General features: G+C 58.3%; 12 protein-coding genes. 9 read left to right on the forward strand and 3 right to left on the reverse strand.

Going from position 1 to position 13,135, the window contains the following annotated elements; translation table 11 throughout:
- Positions 1-91: 91 nt before the first annotated feature.
- The 3 genes from J2857_RS22800 to J2857_RS22810 all read right to left on the reverse strand — a co-directional run bounded on the left by J2857_RS22800 (position 92) and on the right by J2857_RS22810 (position 2,542).
- Positions 92-850: a class I SAM-dependent methyltransferase gene (locus J2857_RS22800; protein WP_210012353.1), complete on the reverse strand. Its 759-nt coding sequence runs from the start codon at positions 848-850 to the stop codon at positions 92-94.
- A gap of 41 nt (positions 851-891) precedes the next feature.
- Positions 892-1,716 carry a 2OG-Fe dioxygenase family protein gene (locus J2857_RS22805; RefSeq protein WP_210012354.1) on the reverse strand — a complete coding sequence of 275 codons (825 nt, stop codon included), beginning with the start codon at positions 1,714-1,716 and terminating at the stop codon, positions 892-894.
- A gap of 508 nt (positions 1,717-2,224) precedes the next feature.
- Entirely contained in the window at positions 2,225-2,542 is a 318-nt protein-coding gene (locus tag J2857_RS22810; protein WP_210012355.1) for a hypothetical protein, read from the reverse strand.
- 1,003 nt (positions 2,543-3,545) lie between these two features.
- On the opposite strand from J2857_RS22810, the gene folE reads away from it, so the two are divergent.
- The 9 genes from folE to J2857_RS22855 all read left to right on the forward strand — a co-directional run bounded on the left by folE (position 3,546) and on the right by J2857_RS22855 (position 13,122).
- Positions 3,546-4,202, forward strand: coding sequence for a GTP cyclohydrolase I (gene folE, locus J2857_RS22815; RefSeq protein WP_210012356.1), 657 nt, complete (start codon positions 3,546-3,548; stop codon positions 4,200-4,202).
- A 60-nt stretch (positions 4,203-4,262) separates the two neighbouring features.
- The gene (locus J2857_RS22820; RefSeq protein ID WP_210012357.1) at positions 4,263-4,742 is read left to right on the forward strand and encodes a 6-pyruvoyl trahydropterin synthase family protein; all 480 of its coding nucleotides are present in this window, start codon (positions 4,263-4,265) and stop codon (positions 4,740-4,742) included.
- Positions 4,743-4,922: 180 nt separating this feature from the next.
- Positions 4,923-5,792: an FAD binding domain-containing protein gene (locus J2857_RS22825; protein ID WP_210012358.1), complete on the forward strand. Its 870-nt coding sequence runs from the start codon at positions 4,923-4,925 to the stop codon at positions 5,790-5,792.
- Positions 5,792-6,283 carry a (2Fe-2S)-binding protein gene (locus J2857_RS22830; RefSeq protein WP_210012359.1) on the forward strand — a complete coding sequence of 164 codons (492 nt, stop codon included), beginning with the start codon at positions 5,792-5,794 and terminating at the stop codon, positions 6,281-6,283. Before J2857_RS22825 ends, J2857_RS22830 begins: the two co-directional genes overlap by 1 nt.
- Positions 6,280-8,586, forward strand: coding sequence for a xanthine dehydrogenase family protein molybdopterin-binding subunit (locus J2857_RS22835; protein ID WP_210012360.1), 2,307 nt, complete (start codon positions 6,280-6,282; stop codon positions 8,584-8,586). Before J2857_RS22830 ends, J2857_RS22835 begins: the two co-directional genes overlap by 4 nt.
- A 26-nt stretch (positions 8,587-8,612) precedes the next feature.
- The gene (locus tag J2857_RS22840; RefSeq protein ID WP_210012361.1) at positions 8,613-9,644 is read left to right on the forward strand and encodes an amidohydrolase family protein; all 1,032 of its coding nucleotides are present in this window, start codon (positions 8,613-8,615) and stop codon (positions 9,642-9,644) included.
- A gap of 156 nt (positions 9,645-9,800) precedes the next feature.
- The gene (locus tag J2857_RS22845; RefSeq protein ID WP_210012362.1) at positions 9,801-10,382 is read left to right on the forward strand and encodes an NAD(P)H-dependent oxidoreductase; all 582 of its coding nucleotides are present in this window, start codon (positions 9,801-9,803) and stop codon (positions 10,380-10,382) included.
- Positions 10,383-10,441: 59 nt separating this feature from the next.
- Entirely contained in the window at positions 10,442-11,668 is a 1,227-nt protein-coding gene (locus J2857_RS22850; RefSeq protein WP_210012363.1) for a beta-ribofuranosylaminobenzene 5'-phosphate synthase family protein, read from the forward strand.
- Between the two features lie 8 nt (positions 11,669-11,676).
- Positions 11,677-13,122: an amidohydrolase family protein gene (locus tag J2857_RS22855; RefSeq protein WP_210012364.1), complete on the forward strand. Its 1,446-nt coding sequence runs from the start codon at positions 11,677-11,679 to the stop codon at positions 13,120-13,122.
- Positions 13,123-13,135 lie beyond the last annotated feature (13 nt).

Genomic DNA, 13,135 nt, shown 5'->3' on the forward strand with positions numbered 1-13,135 from the left:
TCGTGGCTTCGCGGTATCTCTCACCATAGACCCCCATCCGGCACACGAACGGAGCAGAGAACGCACGTATTGATGAAAAGCCTCAGCGCAATTATGCCGCGTCAGGCTTCCTGAAGACAAACACATGGTTTCCGGAATCATCGGGAAGCGGCCCGTCCTCAGGCCACACCCTGGCATCGTACACCATCTCAAAACCTGCCTGTTGCAGTTGGGACAGGAAATGCTGGCGACATACCTTGAACTCCACTTCGCCGCGAACGGCGAGGGTTACGTTTTCCTCGATAAGACCAATGATGCGATCCGAAATATTCGGCCTGCGCCGCCTGGTGTCGTCGCGGGCGGCCGCGTAGAACCGCACCACGGCTGCCTTGTACTGCTCTGTCAGCGGCGCATCGAAATACGGCACGATGTTTTCTGCGAATACCGCCTTACCCCCCGGCCTGAGGGCTCTGAACAACTGCTCCGCAAAAGCCGGCTGCATCGCATGCTCGATGTGATGATAGGCAGACGACAACAGCAGCAGGTCGTACTCCCTGTTCGCCTTCAGAAAATCAATGACATCCGCAACGTGAAAGGTTGTATTGTCGAACAAGCCGAAACGTTGCCGGGCGAACGCTATGTTCCGCGCATCGATATCCACGCCCGTTACCGTTTTTATGTTCGGATGAGAGATCACCCCAAGGAGCGACATGCCTGTTCCACAGCACAGGTCAGCAATCGTGGCATCTTCCAATACATCCAACTCGGCCTGCACACGCTCCCAGAATGCTCCAAAGAGCGCCATTTCATCCGGCCTCGACCACTCCTCCATTTCGTAGTTTCCAGGAGCGAGATACTGAAAGACATCCATAATATTTCCTCTACTGCGGATTGGCACGACAACCGACGGCCTCAGCTTTGAAGCGGAATGAAATCCAGAAGTAAAATATCCCGGAAGGCGAATGTATTATTTTCCAAAATCTCTACGGGCGACAATTTATGATAGACGGATTCATCGTCTATAATGTAGTTCTCCCCCATTTCCCGCATCAGGAAACTATCTAGCTCGGATTTTTCATTGTCCGCGATGTGGACACGTCCGCCGTCAGCGCCGCAATACGTCAAGAGAACCACTGAAATGAAGCGCTCGCCGTCCTTGTGATAGCCGGGCGGGCTGGTCTCGCACCGTTGCCCGGGCAGGGCGCAGTAGCGCATGACGTGGAGATTGACCTGATAAGCCTGTCCGGCATTCGAGAGCGGCAACCTGGCCACCTGTTGCGATATCAGCTTGTAGATGCCGATATCGGTGGAAAGATCAGTTGCAAGCGGTGCATATCGGCGCTCAACACCGCCCAGTTCCGGATTGTGCGACACATCCTGAAGATAGGGTCGAACTTCCCCAAGATGGCGGACCTCAACGCCCGCATCGGTCACGAGGGCGCTGTATTGGTCAAAACTGCGATAACGCTTGCCAGTCTTGTAATATTCATCTGCCGGCAGATCCCATGAGCCAGACGCCATGCGGCCGAGCATATATGCGAGATCCCGGTCCAGTTGCAGCGGCCTTTTCGTGTAACCGCGAGCTTCGATATCTGCGCGAGCATCAGCGTGATGCGAAAATTCAACGGGAATGTTTTTCACCGAATGGCCTCCACAATCTGTGGTGCTATCGCAAGGCGGTAACTGACCAGCGTCGATACCGCCGGCTTCGCGAAGCAGCATCTCAATAATTTTCATTGTGTCTATTTCTGGAATTTTATCTAATTTTTGAAACGTGTCAATCGCGATGTCAGATCTGGCGGATTTTTGGGTTATCGGAGAAGCGCAGCAAAGTCAGGACAAGCATCCGATCTTCGCATGGAAAGCTCCGCCGACCCGCGACAGAGTAGGAGCATCAAACGATTTCAGTGAGCGTAGTTCCCACATGACGTACCTGCCCGGCATTCATGGAGAGAAGCAGCCGGGCTTCCGGAATAGCCTGTGCCGATTGCCGAGCGGTTTCCGGCGCTGGTTGTGTCGCGAGGGGCATTGTCCGAGGTGTTCCGGCCGAGCGTGGTTGCGGGCTGCGGCCGCAACAGGACATGGGGGCTACTGGGCTACCAGCCTTGTGCTCCGGGACGAACAGGCAGACGTGCAGGCAAACTCGAACAACCCGCGTCCCGGTCAGTCGGAAAAGGTCGAGACATGGGTGGCATCATTTCCATCAGGCACCGCGCCACCCATTTCCATAATTTCGAACACTTCGCTAACGGTTGCTGGCGATCTGCCGGGCGACGTCCGAGACAGCCTTCAGCGTTTCGTTCACGTCGGCCGAAGCGTAAGCTTTGTCGAGGTTGTCGGCGAAGGTCAGGAGCCTTTTAAACTCCTTGTCGACGTGGCTATCCAGCAGAATACACTCATAATATTGCTCGGCGAGTTTATCGGCCACGATAGCAAGCATCAGATAGGCAGCCGCGTGCTCCGGATCTGAGACGGCCTTTTCATAAGCGTCCTTGGCGACGCAGCTAAAGGCTTTCACTGCTCTACCCTTGTCGTCAATGACCTTGATCATGCTGCTGAACATGGAAACAACCTCCTTCGGAAAAACGTTCGAACGATTTCGGCCCCACTCATCAGGGCCCTGAGAAAAGAGGGGCAAGACACATGCTTAGCGATAAGTGCACTTGTTGTCTTGGCACGGGGCGCATGATGCAAGCCCTCGCCTTTTCCTACGCAGATCATGCAGACAATCGGAGCCTTCGCCCCGCGACCTCGACCAGACGCCGTCGTCTTCAGAGGGAGATCCATCTCACTCGCGGCTTTGCTCAAGGGCCGGCTCAGCTGTCGGCGAGTGGAGAAAAAGGGTGGCGACAATTCATCGTTGGTAGCAGCAGCCATAAACATCGGGTCTCGAAAAACAACTCAGGCCGGCGGCCGGCACCACCGACCACCTGTAAACGTCACAATGTCTGGGCTTAAAAGCGCGCAGCGACGACGCCGATCGTCTTGAAGTTACGCGACCGACTCTCTGTCTGCACCATAGGGCATCTCCTACTTAAGGATGCTAAAAACAGAGGCTAAAGCCGTAACGCGAGATGTGTCAAGGACATTCTCAAAAATGAGAACTTTTTCATGCCGCGTCGGAGAGACCCAAATGCAGATCATGTTGGAGGCCTCGGGAAGACAACATCTTCCACAAAAACAACCGTTCCGCCGAACTATCCTCATTCACCTCGTCGACACGACCAAGCGCCCGAGATGACGGTCGTTATCGGCTTATCGGCCACCATCCTCCGAATTCAGATCCCGCCCCCCGTCCCGCCGACGTCAGTCCAGCGCTCGGGAGTGGTCGGAGTACCGAGTTTATAGGCAGCCTTACGGTGCAAAAGACCCCTCAAAAGTCATCAGCCGGGAAAGAAATCGCCGAGCACAATCGATGCGAACCACGTGCCCTGCGGCACCCCGTCACAAATCCTTCAAAAAAACTGCTTGACGATCGCCGTCTATAGAAAGAGACTTGATTTTAATAAATGGACTAATTCGCAAAACATGACATTGGGCATTTGCCTGAGTTTAAGGAGAAAGCGGTGCTTCAGCTCAACAGACTTTCCCGTCTCGGAAACCAGACAATTGAAGGGGTCCTCGATGAAGAGGACAGGCAGGAGATGATCGAGTCAGCCTCCGCCAAGATCCGGGAGCTCTTCGACGTCCTGAAAATCGATCACGTCAACGATCACAATACACGGGACACACCCAAGCGCTTTGCCAAGATGCTCGTGTGCGAAACACTGGACGGTCGCTATTCCCTTCCGCCAAAGATCACCGAGTTCGAAAATGTTGGCGCCTTCGACGGCCTTATCGTCACCGGTCCGATCGAACTTCGCTCCACATGCGCGCACCACCTCATGCCAATTCACGGCAGCGTCTATATCGGCGTACTGCCATCGACCAACGGCAAGATCATAGGCCTGTCCAAATACGACCGCATCGTCCACTATTTCGCGTCCCGGCTACAAATCCAGGAGGAGCTGGTAAGGCAGATCGGCGACTTCGTTTACGAGAAAACACAGCCAGAGGGCGTTGCCGTCCGCATCAGTGCCGTTCACATGTGCAAAACGCACCGCGGCATCAGAGCATCGCAGGCCAGCCGTATGATAACGACCGCCTATTACGGGAAATTCGAGACGGACCAAGCGGCAAAGTCTGATTTCCTTCAGGAATGCAAAGCGCTGGAGAGGTTTTGATCAACGATGGACACATTCGCCGATCCCACTCTCCGTCCTGCCCGAGCCGGCGCCAGGCCGATGGAAATCTACAGATCGACCAAGAGCTACGATCACAATGAAGGGTTGTCGTGCTGTTTCCGTCAATGGCGCGCAGACTCGCATTGCAGGCTTGTCCACGGCTATGCCCTGGCAGTGAAGCTGGTATTTGCGACCCCGCATCTCGATCACCGCAATTGGTGCCTCGACTTCGGTTCTCTGAAGCCCGTGAAAGCGTGGCTGCATGACCTTCTCGACCACACGATGATCGCTGCCGCCGACGACCCCGAACTGCCCCGACTTCAAGATCTTGCGGCCGCCGGACTGGTGGACCTCCGCATTCTGCCGGCAGTGGGTTGCGAGGCGCTGGCCAAGCACGTGCACGATCATGTGTCGCAGGTTACCGCTGAGATGACCAAGGGGCGCGTATCGCTCGAGTCCGTGGAAATCCGGGAGCACGCGGGAAATTCTGCGATCTACGAAGTGCGCACGAATTGGAATTCTACGGCGGCGTTGCCGTGATGGCAGCGCACCTTGACAACCGACGGACCGAGCGCCGCTTTCGGGAAGCGCCCCCCGAACTGGACGCCAGTCGACGACGCAGCCGCGCTCTCAACACCTCGCAAGCCCGCCTCTTCATTGAGAAGGCTCCTATTTGCCGACCCCCGCTCGCTCGCAACACGCAGAACTCTCGGTGGCACAATGTATCCCGCATCGTTCCGGTATCACAGACCGTCCGGACTTCATCATGCCCTGGAGCTTCTCTCTCGGCATAAGGCGGATGCAGCAATCCTCGCCGGCGGGCAGAGTCTGGTCCCGCGCATGAACCTGCGTCAGGCAACTCCTGAAAATATCGTCGATCTCAACAGGATTGCCGACCTGTCGAAGCTCGCCGTCGTGAATGACGTTCTGGAAATCGGAGCGATGGTCCGCCATCAGAGCTTCTGTTGTGAAGCTGCGATCGGCTTTCTTTCACTGCCGTCCGGCTTTGCGGAACTTCTTGGTCGAATGGCAGACACAATCGGAAACCTGCCGATCAGGCTGAGAGGAACCATCGGCGGCAGCCTCGCCAATGCCAGTCCGAAAGCGCAGTGGGCCTTGCTGTCGTTTCTGCTGGATGCCGACATCGTCATCGAGAATGCCGGAGGCACGCGCTGCGAGCGCTATACACAGTTCGTAAAAGGGGACGGCAGAACGACGCTGAAACCGGACGATCTTATTACCAATGTCAGGATCAAGGTTCCCCCGGCAGAATGGCGGTATGGGTTTGCCCAACTCGCCCCGCAGCCAAACCGGCCCGCTTCCGCATTCGCCCTGGTCGCCATCACCTTGGAAGATGCTCGCGTACGCGATTGCCGTATTGCCATTGGCGCCTGCACGCCCGTTCCTTGCCGTCTGCACGCGCTGGAAGATTGGCTGTCCGGTCGCCGGGCCTCCGTCAGCGGCAGTGATGATCTTGTCGAAATCGCAGCAGCAGCAGTTCGACAACAGGGCGGCGAAAGCCAGCCCTATATCGAACACCTCGCTGTCGTGGCGACGACGCGTGCAATCGCGCAGGCAGTGGAGTGCTGATGGAGGACACCGAGCTTCACACCATCTCCTTCACGTTGAACGGCGTCACCCAGCGTCTGCGAGTGGCGGCCCGGCGATCGTTGACCGATGTTCTCGGTCAAGAATGCGGCATGAAAAGTGCTCATATGGGCTGCGGCCAGGGCGATTGCGGGTCCTGCACGGTCAGCGTCGACGGCGTACCGATCAGAGGATGCCTACTTTTCGCCGTTCAGGCCGACGGCGCCGATATTCGAACGGCAGAGGCCCTGGCCAACCCCGATTCGCTCGCTGCAATCCGAAACGCCTTCAAAAAACATCGGGCGATACAATGCGGCTATTGCACGCCGGGCTTCATGGTCCTGGCCGATTACATACTGCGGAACGAATTGTCGCTCGATCAGGCCATTCAGACGCTGTCCGCCAACCTGTGCCGGTGCACCGGATATAGTCCCATCGTGTCGGCGGTCGCCGATCTTCTGGCAGCGCGCGCCGAACGTGGATCGGGACCATGAACATGATAGGCCAGTCCATCGACAGGGTGGAAGACGACGACCTGCTGCAAGCCAGCACTCGGTTTGTCGGCTCGCTGGCGTTTGAAAACATGCTGCATATGCATGTCGTCCGATCCCCCTATGCCCATGCTCGCTTGAAGAACGTGACTGTCGGCAAAGCCGCCAGTGCCCCGGGTGTGGTCGCGGTGTGGACCGGAAACGACATACGCGAACTTCCCCCCATCGGGTTCCGCCGTATACCCGACCGCGACCTGCTGCAGCATCGGCAGCCAGTTATGGCATTGGACGAATTGCGCTACGTCGGCGAACCCGCCGCGATTGTGTTGGCCACCGATCCCTGCCTTGCCGAAGATGCAGGCCGGCTGATCGCGATCAATGCCGAAATACGGCCGCCCGTTCTCGACTGCGGAACTGAAACGGACGCCCGGACCGAGGCCCGCATGCGCGGCAGCAATGAAGTCGCGCGGATTGAAAAAGGCTACGGCGACGTCGAGGCGGCGTTCGCGGCGGCCGAACATAAAATCTCCATTTCATGCCGACTTGCGCGGCAAACGGCCGTGCCGATGGAGACGCGGGGCGCAATCGCGGTGCCGCATCCGGCTGCAGCCGGCTTCGACCTTTATGGCGCGGCAAAGGTTCCGCACGCCAATCGCCAGGAACTCGCCCGGATATTGTCTCTGGATATCGGCGGCGTCGTCTTGCGGGAGGGGCATGCCGGTGGGGGATTTGGCGTCAGGGGCGAACTGTACCCGGAGGATGTTCTGGTGGCCTTTGCCGCGCTGCGGCTGGGCCGCCCCGTTAAATGGATCGAAGACCGGTCAGAGCACTTCCTCGCCATCAACCACTCCCGCGATCAGACTATCCACCTCAATGCGGCCGTCAGCAAGACAGGCATCATTGCGGCTTTGCGCGCCAGAATTACGACGGACCAAGGCGCCTATCTTCGAACCCACGAGATCAAGGTTTCCGACCTGTCTTGTGCCTTTCTGCCCGGACCGTACCGCATTCCGGCCTATCAGGCGACAGCGACGGTGCACCTGACCAACAAGACCCCTTGCGGAACATATCGCGCACCAGGCCGATTCGAGGCAACCTTTGCCATGGAGCGGATGATTGATGCGATTGCCAGGACCCTCGAGCTGGACCCCGTGGAAGTTCGCCGCAGGAACCTCATCAGCGCCGCGGACATGCCGTTCGACCGGCAAATCGAAGCCACCGGGAAAAGGGTCGTGTATGACTCGGGAGATTATCTCCAGACGCTGGATACGGCGATACGGGCCTTCGACCTTCCGGAACTGAGACGCTCCGCCGAAGAGCGCAGGCAGCGAGGCGAGTGCATCGGTATCGGCCTGGCCATGTTCGTGGAGAAGACCGATACCGCGCTCCACGAAACAGCCCGTCTCGAACTGGCGGCCGACGGCAAGATAGAGATCGTCACCGGCACCTCTTCGCTCGGGCAGGGCATGGAGACGGCCTTGGCACAGATCGCGGCGGATGGGCTTGGTTTCCCGATTGACGTCTTCCGTATCGTGCGTGGGCAAACGGATCGCATCTCCCAAAGTGGCGGGACATTCGCCTCTCGCACCACCGTCATGGCTGGCTCGGCCATCCACGAGGCCAGTCGTATTTTCCGCCGGAAACTGATCGAAACATCCGCCGCGCTCCTCGGCGCAACCACAGAGGTGATCACCCTTCGCCGCGACGGCTGCTGCATCAACGGCCGGAATGTGGCTCTTTCCGAACTGCGCGCCATGATCGACGCGTCCGCTCACTCCACGCAGCTCATTGCCGAAGCCGATTTCAGCTCCGGAGCCATGGCCTGCCCCTACGGCGTGCACATAGCCCAGGTGAAGGTCGATCCGGACGACCTGAGTGTCACGGTGGAGAAGTACCATATTGCCTACGAGATCGGCCGGGCTGTCAATCCGGATCTCGTCAAGGCTCAATTGCTGGGCGGCGCGATGCAAGGCATCGGCGGCGCCCTGATGGAAGAAATATCATTCTCCAGCGACGGCCAGCCCCTGACGACCTCGTTTGCCGACTACGTGACGCCGAGGATCGTCGATGTGCCGGCGTTCGAAATTCTGTTGCTCGAGGATTGGCCGAGCCCCACGAACCCGCTCGGACTGAAGGGCGCGGGCGAGGGAGGCATCAATGCTGCCGGTGCCGCAGTCGCGGCGGCTGTGGAAGATGCGTTCGCCGCGAAAATAGCGCCGCGGCGGCTGCCGATAACGCCGAAAGCCCTGTTCGACCTCCTGTCCAAAACAGACGACGGGCTCATCTCCCCGCTCCGGCGGCGGTAACGACTTGTTCATGAAAGGCAAAAGACATGGCCATTGATACGCATGCCCACTACGTTCCCAAAGAGGTGCTGGATGTCCTGGACGAGCGGGCTCAGGATTTCGGTATCACCATGCACCGTGATACGCCCGGGGCGATACCCGCACTGCACTTTGACTATGGTCTCAAAGTACGTCCCTTCTTTCCGCAACTGGTGGAGACGGTCGAGCAAAGATTGCAGGGCATGGCCGAGATGGGCGTTTCCCATCAGGTGCTCAGTCAATGGACCGATATCTTCGCCTATTCGCTGCCGAAGGAAAAGGCGACGGCGTGGCACAGGCTCATGAACAGCGCCTATCGGCATCTTTGCGCCCAATATCCCGACAGGTTCTCGTTCATCGCATCCATTCCGCTGAATGAACCCGAGCTTGCAGCGTCCGAAGTCGAACATGCGGTGCTTTCGATGGGAGCTGTCGGCATATGTCTTGCTGCCAATGTGGAGGACGTCAACCTGGGCGATATCGACCTGGATCCATTGTGGTCGAAACTCCAGCAAATGGACGTGCCGGTCATGATCCACCCCGTCCAGGCCGTGCCGGGAGCGCGGATCAAGAAATATGCGCTCACGCAGGTCGTCCAATATCCATACGATACGACTTTGGCGATTGGATCGCTGGTGGGCTCGGGCGTGCTCGATCGATTTCCGGGATTGCGGATCCTGATTTCGCACGGGGGCGGTCTGCTGCCATTCCTCATGGGGCGTTTTGATCGGCTCTATGTGCGGATGAACAAGGCACAGCAGCAATATGTCGCGGAGCGAGAAACGTCTCATTATGTGAAGAATTTCTTCTTCGACACGGTTGTCCATAGCCCGAAAATCCTCCGCTTCCTGGCTGAAAGCGTATCCCCGGATAGAATCGTCCTGGGAACCGACTACTCCTTTCCTCCCGCCGACATGACCCCGCTGCGAACGATCGAGGCGAGCGGTCTCTCGGCAGAAGACTGCCTGAAGATCTCGGTCGAGAACGCCTACGCGCTTTTTCCAAGGCTACGGCGACAGCAGCAGCTGCGCGCCGGCTAGACCTCTGGCGACAGCACAACTGCCGGCATCGTCCGCTCCTTGGCTTCATGCGATTTCGGACGGAAATCGGCTACGCACAGATCTCGGAATTGCTGTGAACACCCTTGGTTTTCTGTTTCTGCCGTGAAGGCAGTACACAACGACACGGACAGAAAAATGCGAACCCTTCTCCTGTATTCTCATCCCGTTGAATCAAGCTACGGCGCCTCCCTTTTCGAGCAAACGAGACTTGGCCTGGAGCAGGCCGGACATCAGGTGGACTGCTGCGATCTTTATGCAGAGGGGTTTACACCGGTTCTGACCCGCCATGAGCGATTGATATACCACGACGTTCCCATCAATCGCCAAAACGTGGAATCCTATGTGCAACGCCTCAAGAATGCCGAGGCGCTGGTACTGGTCACTCCGATCTGGCACTTCGGCTTTCCCGCCATGCTCAAAGGGTTCTTTGACCGGGTCTTTCTGCCTGGCGTATCCTTTGAACTGCACGATGAGCGCATGCGTTACGTTCTCCAGCACATCAGAAAGCTGGCCGCCGTGACGACGTATGGAGCGGATCGCTCGAAAGCATTTCTTGTCGGGGATCCACCACGCAAGGTGGTTACGCGCGTCATCCGAGCCCAGATCCACCCGATGGCCAAGACCGTCTACCTTGCGCACTACGGCATGAACCGTTCAACGGACGCGACACGCCGGAAATTTCTCTCCAAGGTGCGCAGCCAGATGGAAAAGTTCTGAGCGCCGCTCCCTCCGGTTTCGGCGAAGTCGCGTGGTCGCGGGCGCGACAGGACATTACATTGGCCACGGCCTCAAAACCACGCGCCGAGCCGACAGACCATTATATAAATAAAATCTATTTATATAGACACAATTTCATTTTATTAATATGGTTTCCAGGCCAACAAATCGGCAGCGACATGCCGCACCGCTCAATCAAGGGTCGCGGACAGCAACAAGCCGACAGCAAGAGGGAATTTTCCATTATGTTGTATCATCGTGTAAGCGTTAGTGCGCCAAGCCGCTTCCATCTGACGTTGGCAGATTTGAATGGCTCTTTTTCCGATCGTGTGGACGGGGGAGTGGGCTTCGCGCTTTCGAGTCCAAGATTTGAGATCACGGCGACGCAAGCGACGGGTCGCAACGCCATCACATGCGATATCGATGACCCCGAAGACCGCGTCGAGGCCGAAAACGCCATTGAGGCCGCACTCGGGGCGTTGCACCAGAAGCTGCGCCTGCCCGAAGTCGACATTTTCGTGAAGTCGCCCGTATCGTCACACGCCGGGCTCGGCTCGAAGACGGCTCTGCTGCTTGGAATCGCGAAAGCCTATACGACGCTTTACGGTTATGAGTTTCCCGGTCGCGAACTCGCCCGCTTTGTCGGACGCGGCGGAACGTCGGGCATTGGCTCCAACTGCTTCGACCAGGGAGGCTTTGTCGTCGACTGCGGCCATCGGGCGGAAGTCAAGGCGGGTGCGTTCATGACGTCCGGCTGGGCCACGGACATCCCGCCCGGCCCCCTGCTCGCGCGTTATGACATGCCCGATTGGCCGATGCTGCTTGTCACCCCCATCGCCCGCAAGATCCATGGCGCGCTGGAGCAGCAGCTCTTCGCCCAGGTCTGCCCCATCCCGATGGAAGACGTCCGGGCGGTGAGCCACATCACAATGATGATGCTTATTCCCGCCGTGATCGAGGACGATCCGAAAATCTTCGCCCGCGGCATCAACGAGCTACAGAAATGCCGATGGAAATCTCACCAGATCGAGTGCCAGGCGGAAGTGGTGCCCGTCGTCATGGAAAAGCTACGTGAAATGGGCGTCAGCGGCGTTGCCATGAGCAGTTGGGGCTCTTCCATCCTCGCAATGGGTCCGGAAATGGATGATCCGGCTTTCCGGACCGGGATTGTCGCCGCCATCCAGCAGGTCATGAATGACTACGACGGCGGGACCGTGTCGGAGATACGGTGCGACAATGTGGGACACAAACTCAGGACCTTCCGGGTTCCTGCGCTTCAGGCCTGAGATCTGTCATGCGGACATTGATCGAAAACCTCGACGCGTTGTTTCTGGTCGATAATGACGACACCATCCTTCGCAATGCCAGCGTCGTGCTCGAAGGCAAGCGTATCGCCGATGTCGGGCCGGCCGCCGAGGTGGCAGGCCGCCACGATCGAGCGTCCTTCGATACGATCATGGATGGACGGCAACGGGCGCTTTGCCCAGGCTTCATCGATACGCATGTGCACCTGTCGGAGACGCTTTCGCGGGGGGTATTCCCGGACAACCTGAACACTCGGGCCTGGGTCTTCAATTGGGCAAAGCCCTTCTATGCGCATATCGATCGCGAGGATGAATATTGGGGTGCTTTGCTTGGCATCTGCGAGATGTTGCGCAGCGGGACGACATGCTTCCTCGATATGGGTTCGCAATTCGATCCGGCCCACGTGGTGGACGCGATCGAGCAGTCCGGAATCCGCGGCATCACCGGACGGCACGCCGCCGACAACCGCCCCAGGGACATTCCGCCCGGCTGGTCGGAAGAAATGATGCGGCATCATTTCTTCGACGATGCCGAAACGGCCCTGGCTGCGCTTGAAGATTGCGTCCACCGCTTCAATGGCGGGGCCGACGGGCGCATCCGTTGCTGGGTCAACATCGAAGGAAAGGAGCCCTGTTCGCTGGAGCTGCATGTCGGTGCAAGGGCGCTGGCGGAGCGCCTGGGGGTCGGCACGACCTATCATCTGGCGACCTCTATCGAGGAGGCCCGCATATGCGAGAAAAACCACGGCGCCTGGCCGGTATCGAGAATTCAGGCGGCGGGGGGATTGGGAAGCAACCTGGTGATCGCTCATTGCGTCGCCGTCAACGACGAAGACCTGGACGCTCTCTCCGCCGGAGACGTCAAGGTCGCCTTCTGCCCCTGCTCTTCCCTCAAGTTGGGAAAGGGTGCCAGCGCCATAGGCCGCTACAAAGAAATGCTGGACAGGGGCATAACGGTCAGCCTTGGAACAGATGGCGTTTCTGCTGCGGGCAACCTGAATCTGATGCGCCAGATGCATATCGTTTCCGGCCTCTTCAAGGATGCCCATATTGATCCGGACGCGGTCGGCGCGCGCAAGGCCCTGAGAATGGCGACCATCGAGGCGGCCTGCGCCCTGCTCTGGGACGATGAGATCGGCTCCATCGAGGTCGGCAAGCAGGCCGACTTCATTCTGTTCGATACCGATCACATCGAGTGGACGCCTTATCACGATCCGCTTCAGACCCTCGTCTATTCCGCGTCCGTCAACTCCATCGTCGAGACCTGGGTCGCCGGACGCGCTCTCTATAGGGGCGGCAGGATCAACTCGCTGGACGAAGCCGACATAAAGCGAAAGGCAAGAGAACGCGCAGCAGCAGCAGTGAGGAGGGCGGGTCTCGCCGATGTCCAGACGGCGGCGGCTGCGGTGACCCAGCTTTATGATGAAGGCAATTGATACCTCCTCAACC

This window comes from Neorhizobium galegae, assembly GCF_017877055.1.
Taxonomy (GTDB): Bacteria; Pseudomonadota; Alphaproteobacteria; order Rhizobiales; family Rhizobiaceae; genus Neorhizobium; species Neorhizobium galegae_D.

Excerpts from the sequence above, each read along its gene's own strand:
- J2857_RS22840 (WP_210012361.1), top strand. The coding sequence starts at position 8,613 with ATGGCCATTGATACGCATGCCCACTACGTTCCCAAAGAGGTGCTGGAT.
- J2857_RS22830 (WP_210012359.1), top strand. The coding sequence starts at position 5,792 with ATGGAGGACACCGAGCTTCACACCATCTCCTTCACGTTGAACGGCGTC.
- J2857_RS22820 (WP_210012357.1), top strand. The coding sequence starts at position 4,263 with ATGGAAATCTACAGATCGACCAAGAGCTACGATCACAATGAAGGGTTG.
- J2857_RS22825 (WP_210012358.1), top strand. The coding sequence starts at position 4,923 with ATGTATCCCGCATCGTTCCGGTATCACAGACCGTCCGGACTTCATCAT.
- J2857_RS22845 (WP_210012362.1), top strand. The coding sequence starts at position 9,801 with ATGCGAACCCTTCTCCTGTATTCTCATCCCGTTGAATCAAGCTACGGC.
- J2857_RS22810 (WP_210012355.1), bottom strand. The coding sequence starts at position 2,542 with ATGTTCAGCAGCATGATCAAGGTCATTGACGACAAGGGTAGAGCAGTG.
- J2857_RS22835 (WP_210012360.1), top strand. The coding sequence starts at position 6,280 with ATGAACATGATAGGCCAGTCCATCGACAGGGTGGAAGACGACGACCTG.
- J2857_RS22800 (WP_210012353.1), bottom strand. The coding sequence starts at position 850 with ATGGATGTCTTTCAGTATCTCGCTCCTGGAAACTACGAAATGGAGGAG.
- J2857_RS22805 (WP_210012354.1), bottom strand. The coding sequence starts at position 1,716 with ATGAAAATTATTGAGATGCTGCTTCGCGAAGCCGGCGGTATCGACGCT.
- J2857_RS22855 (WP_210012364.1), top strand. The coding sequence starts at position 11,677 with ATGCGGACATTGATCGAAAACCTCGACGCGTTGTTTCTGGTCGATAAT.